Raw genomic sequence first — 6380 nt, 5'->3', positions numbered from 1 at the left:
ATCTAAATAAACTTGCTGAAATTTGGCGGGACAAAGACTAAGAAGATTGAGATGAGATTGAGACAGCTTTAGTAAACCCGAACCGATCATTTTTTACTTCTGATTATAAACAGAAAATCTTCAAACTAATGCTATCAATAATGCTAAACTAGATTGGCTTTAAAAAAAATTCACACATTCAGGATTTCGGGTGTTTTCGATCCAGAAGATCTCCCTGAATGGAGGATTAACCCGAAGAAAGGAGTAAAAAAAATATGCCAGTAGTTTCTCTCGCAGAACTTTTAGAATCTGGGGTTCACTTTGGACACCAAACCCGTCGTTGGAATCCGAGAATGTCTCAGTACATTTATACCGCTCGCAATGGCGTTCATATCATCGACCTAGTGCAAACAGCGCAGTTGATGGAAGAAGCTTATGAATATATGCGTTCTTCTTCCGAACGAGGTAAGCGAGTTTTGTTTGTCGGTACAAAACGTCAGGCAGCAGGAATTATCGCCCAAGAAGCATCCCGTTGTGGAGCATACTACGTCAACCAAAGATGGTTGGGGGGAATGCTAACTAATTGGGAAACCATCCGCACTAGAGTAGAAAGACTCAAGGAGCTAGAATACCTCGAAGAAAGTGGCGGTTTGGATAAAAGACCTAAAAAAGAAGGTTCGGTCTTGCGCCGTGAAATGGCTAAATTACAAAAATATCTTGGTGGCATCAAAACCATGCGTAAAGTGCCAGATATTGTAGTAATTGTCGATCAAAAGCGGGAACATAATGCGATCGCTGAATGCCAAAAACTAAATATTCCCGTAGTTTCTTTGTTAGATACTAATTGCGATCCTCTAGTAGCTGATGTAGCTATTCCTGCTAACGACGATGCAATTCGCTCGATAAAATTAATTGTCGGCAAACTAGCGGATGCTATTTACGAAGGTCGTCACGGTCAACCCGATAATCAAGACGACTACGACGAATTTGAAGAAGGTATTACTGCCGAAGAATATCCTAGTGCAGAAGAAGAACCAGAAGTTCCGGTTGAAGAACCAGAAGCAGCTTCTGATAGCGAAGAGTAGAGTGCTAAGTTAATTAGTAGATAAAGCCAGGGGCAAAACCAAAGTGTTTTTAGCCTCTGGGATGGTAATTTAAAATTATTTTGTCATTACTAAAGTTAAGCTAAAGAAATAAGAACATGGCAGGTATATCAGCAAAAGCAGTTAAGGAACTCCGCGAAAAAACTGGCGCGGGGATGATGGATTGTAAGAAAGCTCTTACAGAAAACGACGGCGACATGGACAAAGCCATCGAATGGTTGCGTAAAAAAGATATTATTAAGGCAGGTAAAAAAGAAGGTCGCGTAGCTGCTGAAGGACTGGTAGAAAGCTATATTCACACTGGCGGGCGTATTGGCGTTTTAGTAGAAGTAAACTGCGAAACTGACTTTGTAGCTCGTCGCCAAGAGTTTCAAGAATTGGTTAAAAACATTGCCATGCAAATCGCTGCTTGTCCTAACGTAGAATTTGTGAAAGTCGAAGATATTCCTGAAGAAACTGTTGCTAGAGAAAAAGCCATTGAAATGGGTCGCGATGACCTAGATGGCAAACCAGACAATATTAAAGAAAAAATTGTTTCTGGTCGTATTAGCAAGCGTTTGAATGAAATTTCTTTGCTACCTCAACCCTACATTAGAGATCAAAGCATTACTGTTGAAGAGTTGGTCAAACAAAGTGTCGCTCAATTGGGCGAGAACATCCAAGTGCGCCGTTTTGTTCGCTTTGTTTTGGGTGAAGGTATCGAAAAAGAAGAAACTAACTTTGCTGATGAAGTAGCTGCTCAAACAGGTCAGAAATAAAGTTGAATTTCAATTAAAAAATTGCAGGTCGCAAGTTGTATTGAATACATCTGCGACTTTTTTTGTTATAGTCATTCCAAATATGAACCAGAGAAAATTAATCGGAATAACTATAACTTGTCGCGATCGCATCTCTTATTTTTTCCCAAGATAGAATTAAAATATTCAATTGAAATCAGTTTGCTAGGTTTAAACTCAACACCGTACAGAATGACAAAACCAATTAAACAGATCGAACGAGAATTAGAGAATATAGAATCAGCCGTACGAGAAACGGCAATAGAGTTTCAGGATAAATATCGCGACTATTTAAACTTATTGAGTAAGTCAGTCAAGCAACAACTGATTTTAGCTAGCTATCAAGTTTGTACTCAGTTCTATCCTCAATCTTTTTTGGCTTTGTCTTTAAGTAACAAACAAGATTTACAGCAAACTCTCAGACAAATTGGGATTGAAATTCAGCCACAACTTTTGAGTATCATCGAGCAACAAGAGCTAGAGCCAGAACCTAACGAATTAAACTTGATGGCAGAGTTGATCAAAAATCTGCCCAAAGCCAAGTTGAAAAATAAATCTTCCAGAGATAAAGATCGGCAGGAAAATCTGACCCATGCTGAAGAGTCTATTTCTGAAGAAGAAACCCCAGAAATAGATTTAGAATTAATTAAAGCCGAGTTAGCCAATGCAGATTTAGCCAACATAGAGTTAATTGCGATCGATGCTTCAGAGGGATTCGAGAAAAAAGACGGGGAAGCAGAAAAAAAAGAAAAACCTGCCAATGAAACAATAGAATTACAAAATCCCGAACATTTGTTGCGATGGTACAAGCAAATCGAGCGAAAAATCAAACAAAATTTAGATCGTACTTCTAAAGAAATTAATCAATGCTTGCAAAGTTCTCAAATAATTCCCTCTCACATTCCTGCGAAAATTCTTGACGTGGCAATCAAAGCAGAAGGAAATAAAGGAGGAAAAAACAATCGTAAATTACCTAATGCACCCAATATTATCCATTTGTCGGTAGAAACAGATCCCAGTAAAAAATCTAACAATCCCCAAAATTCAACTCAAATTAGTTTATTGCGCTTGCGTTTGGCGGAAATAGAATTTAACGACCCGACACTCAACGCTCAAAGGGGAAAAATTCGGCAACTCATGGCAAAAATCAGCAAGCTTAACTCTCAGTATAAAGCAACAAAATATCAAGTAGCCGTTGCTGAAGCTCAAGCTGCTTGGCGTTCTAGCTGGTATGAAGATTAGCAGGGGGATATGAAAAATTGAGAGAGTCAGAACGTAAGCCGGATTCTGTTCTCGACCCCACTATAGCCATAGCCATAAAGCGATCGAGGGTAGTTATCTATCTAGGATGCTTGTTACCAAACACCTCTTGCAGTACTCCAATAATCGGGATGGGAAAAAGACCAACCATAATCCCTCCGACCTTGCTCCCGACTGGGGTTTACCGAGCCAGTACCTCTCGATACTGCTGGTGCGCTCTTACCGCACCTTTGCACCCTTACCTGGTTTAATTCTAATTAAAAAAGTAAATCAGGCGGTATTTTTCTGTGGCACTCTCCTCGCGATCGCTCGCACTGGGAATTATCCAGCAAGTCTGGTCTTTCGGGAGTCCGGACTTTCCTCAAACCTGCCTCAAAGAGCAAATTTGCAACTACCTCGCCAACTCTCTCATTTATCTAGTTTATTATTGATTGATATGGAACTTCAAGTGTTGTTAGTTGTTAGTGGTTAGTGGTTAGTAGTTAGTAGTTAAATAGACTGGTTGAGAATCAGAAATAGTGTGAAATGAATAATTTGAAATTGACTGGAATAGCTGGGTTGGGAGTTCAGCTTGTACTAGGTAGTATATCAATATTGTTATTTTTGTTAACTATAGTAAACAGATATAAGGAAAATTATCCAGAATTTGAGATAGGTTTATTTTTTACTATATGTGGAATAATTTGTTTATTTATCGCGATCTACAATAATTTTCGCTACAGTATATCGACTCGAAGAAGAAGCGAAGCGGTGCCGGCAAACAAGTCTAAAATCAAAAAAGTCGTTAATATTGCTATTGTTGCAAGTTTGAGCGGTGTATTTACTACCTTTTTAGCTATAGAAATATTTGGAGTAGTTGTTTTTTCTAAAATATTTGCCCTTGAACCAGGAAGAATTTTTTATGATTATTGCAATCAGCCTAATTCATATCGTTTAATCCTCAGTTCTACGGATGTACTAGCAATTTTAGCCGCTAGTAATCTTATAATCGCTCACTGCGGAGGTTTAGCTAGTTCTCTGTGGGCTTTAAATCAAATCGATCGACGATCGGACAATATATAGACCCTATTCAGCGATCGCCTTTTTCTTCTTAACTCCTCTAACTTGTTATTTAAAATTAAGTAATAGAAATAATTAAAATCATGACTAGAGACTCAGATATTACGCCCTATAACGAAAGCATTAATGCTTCATCATCATCTTCTCCAACTTCTAAATCCGCTAGGTTGCGTAAAGTGGGGAATGCCCTCAAGTGGGCGGGTTTAGCTGGCTTTTGGATTCAATTAGTGTTAGGAGTAGTCTCTTCTGTTACTCTGGCTTTGGCGATAGTAAACAAAACAGAAAGAAGCACTCCTGGGGTTGGATTTAGCTTATTTTGTGCTGTATGTGGTCTAATTTGCTTAGTTATTGGAATTTGTATTTCCTTTAGATATGGCAAAATGTCAACTAAGTTTTCTACTCCCAATATTGCTCCACCAAAAAAATCGACTACGATTAGAATTGTTCAGATTGCTATTGTTACTAGTTTAGTCGGTACTTTAATAACTGTTTTGGGAGCGCAAACCATTGCGGGCATCGTTCTCTCCAAAACGTTGAGTTTAGATCCCATTCAAGTTTTTAATAGTCGGGATGATTCAGCATTTGTAAATTCTTTGGATGTTTTCATCATTCAAGCCTGTATCAATATCATTTCTGGTCATTTTGTGGGGATAGTTGGCTCTTTGTGGATTTTTGGTCAAATTGACAAATAAACGCTCTTTAGCGTAGCTACTTATTACTCATTACTCATTACTCATTACTTATGAATCGATGCAACGTACTCGTCTCAATACTTTAGTAGAAATTACTGGCGATCGCTTGGAGTTATTATTTAACAATCCTTGGCGACGTATTTCTCTCAGTTTGATTAGTATTTTATTAGGTTTTTTTATGGGTTCGGCATTGGTTACCACTGCGGGACAAGCGGCGATTTGGGATATGCCTGTAGCGGCTTTGGTATTTGCTTTTACAGAATTGATTAGTCGGTTTGTTTACAGTCGTCGTCAACGTCAGGGAGATAATTTAAAATCCTTAAGGCGATCGCTCGTTATTGATATTTTGAATTTATTTAAAGTCGGTTTAATTTACAGTTTGTTTCTGGAAGCGTTCAAATTAGGCTCTTAAACAATGGACAACGAGTTAAGAGAATACAAATTACACAAATTACAAGACCTTGTAGATAAGGGTAAGGAATCGGAATTTTTTGGCGAACTTGCAGAAGTTGTCAAGGAGACTTGTCTGGGTTTGAGGTTGCAAGATTCGGAGAAGATTGATCGCACTTGCTCAAGGCTTTGGTTGCCCGTAGCGTTGAATTTGGCTAAAGCTAGAAGCAAAAGTAATCGCACTTTAGTTCAAGGGATTTTAGGCGGTCAAGGGACTGGTAAAAGTACTCTTTGTGCCATCTTAAAATCAATACTTAGTTATTTGGGTTTTTCCGTTGCCAACCTTTCCATCGACGATCTTTATTTAACCCAGGCTCAAAGGCAAAAATTGAGGCAGCAAGACCCCCGTTTGATTTGGCGCGGTCCTCCAGGGACTCATGATGTTGGTTTGGGTCTGTCGGTCATAGAGAAGTGTTTGGATGTCAATTCTTCAGAAGATATACCCCTGCCTCGTTTTGATAAATCCGCTCATAATGGTTCGGGCGATCGCACTAATCCCGAAATGGTGAGTAAACCAGATATTTTATTATTTGAAGGTTGGTTTGTGGGAGTTCGACCAATTGCCGAGAGTTGCTTTGAGCATTGTCCCAGTCCGATTATTACTGAAGCAGACAAGCAATTTGCTAAGGATAACAATCGTCGCTTGGCTGCATATATTCCTTTATGGGATAAGTTAGACAGTTTAATCGTTTTATATCCCGAAGATTACCGTCTCAGCCAGCAGTGGCGCAAAGATGCGGAAAGAAAAATGAAAGCAACAGGAAAAACAGGCATGAGCGATGAAGAAATAGATCGCTTTGTCGAATATTTTTGGCAGTCTCTCCATCCAGAATTATTCATTCAACCCTTATTAGAAACTGCCGATTTAGTAGTAGAGATTAAAAGCGATCGCTCTTTAGGAAATATTTATCGCCACTAAATAGGGCTTGCTGAATAAGTCAAAATCAATTAAATATAAGCGTTTCAAGACTTTTTATTCAAGTAAAGTGCAAAGTTTTTTGATAAACAAGGTTATTTTTCTTGCACTTAACAAAATAAAATGTACTAGCTTCTTAAAAGCT

Annotated in this window: 7 protein-coding genes and 1 other RNA gene; 7 read left to right on the top strand and 1 reads right to left on the bottom strand. The window is 38.6% G+C overall.

Translation table 11 applies throughout. The features are described from left to right. The first annotated feature begins 254 nt into the window (after positions 1-254). The 3 genes from rpsB to AC33VI_RS10710 all read left to right on the top strand — a co-directional run bounded on the left by rpsB (position 255) and on the right by AC33VI_RS10710 (position 3100). A complete protein-coding gene (gene rpsB / locus AC33VI_RS10720) occupies positions 255-1064 on the top strand; it encodes a 30S ribosomal protein S2 (protein ID WP_491782254.1) in 810 nt (269 codons plus the stop codon). Between the two features lie 116 nt (positions 1065-1180). Next, positions 1181-1840: a translation elongation factor Ts gene (gene tsf / locus AC33VI_RS10715; RefSeq protein WP_491782253.1), complete on the top strand. Its 660-nt coding sequence runs from the start codon at positions 1181-1183 to the stop codon at positions 1838-1840. 210 nt (positions 1841-2050) lie between these two features. Then, complete coding sequence (locus AC33VI_RS10710; protein ID WP_491782252.1) at positions 2051-3100, top strand: hypothetical protein; 1050 nt, start codon at positions 2051-2053, stop codon at positions 3098-3100. 18 nt (positions 3101-3118) lie between these two features. Here the strand turns inward: AC33VI_RS10710 and rnpB are convergent. Beyond that, an RNA gene (gene rnpB / locus AC33VI_RS10705) (RNase P RNA component class A) lies at positions 3119-3525 on the bottom strand. A 118-nt stretch (positions 3526-3643) separates the two neighbouring features. On the opposite strand from rnpB, the gene AC33VI_RS10700 reads away from it, so the two are divergent. From AC33VI_RS10700 to AC33VI_RS10685, 4 genes are all read left to right on the top strand, one after another. Continuing rightward, a complete protein-coding gene (locus AC33VI_RS10700; protein ID WP_491782251.1) occupies positions 3644-4180 on the top strand; it encodes a DUF3611 family protein in 537 nt (178 codons plus the stop codon). Between the two features lie 80 nt (positions 4181-4260). Then, entirely contained in the window at positions 4261-4869 is a 609-nt protein-coding gene (locus AC33VI_RS10695; RefSeq protein WP_491782250.1) for a DUF3611 family protein, read from the top strand. Positions 4870-4927: 58 nt separating this feature from the next. Further along, positions 4928-5281 (top strand): DUF565 domain-containing protein, encoded by a 354-nt coding sequence (locus tag AC33VI_RS10690; RefSeq protein WP_491782249.1) that lies wholly within the window; start codon positions 4928-4930, stop codon positions 5279-5281. A 3-nt stretch (positions 5282-5284) separates the two neighbouring features. After that, positions 5285-6238, top strand: a complete 954-nt coding sequence (locus AC33VI_RS10685) for a glycerate kinase (RefSeq protein WP_491782248.1) — start codon at positions 5285-5287, stop codon at positions 6236-6238. The last annotated feature ends 142 nt before the right edge of the window (positions 6239-6380 follow it).

The sequence above is a fragment of the Waterburya sp. genome (genome assembly GCF_058530065.1).
Note: the sequence above shows the minus strand (reverse complement) of the source record. Positions and strands in the feature narration are given on the sequence as shown.

Coding starts and splice junctions, on each gene's coding strand:
- rpsB (WP_491782254.1), top strand. CDS start 255: ATGCCAGTAGTTTCTCTCGCAGAACTTTTAGAATCTGGGGTTCACTTT.
- tsf (WP_491782253.1), top strand. CDS start 1,181: ATGGCAGGTATATCAGCAAAAGCAGTTAAGGAACTCCGCGAAAAAACT.
- AC33VI_RS10710 (WP_491782252.1), top strand. CDS start 2,051: ATGACAAAACCAATTAAACAGATCGAACGAGAATTAGAGAATATAGAA.
- AC33VI_RS10700 (WP_491782251.1), top strand. CDS start 3,644: ATGAATAATTTGAAATTGACTGGAATAGCTGGGTTGGGAGTTCAGCTT.
- AC33VI_RS10695 (WP_491782250.1), top strand. CDS start 4,261: ATGACTAGAGACTCAGATATTACGCCCTATAACGAAAGCATTAATGCT.
- AC33VI_RS10690 (WP_491782249.1), top strand. CDS start 4,928: ATGCAACGTACTCGTCTCAATACTTTAGTAGAAATTACTGGCGATCGC.
- AC33VI_RS10685 (WP_491782248.1), top strand. CDS start 5,285: ATGGACAACGAGTTAAGAGAATACAAATTACACAAATTACAAGACCTT.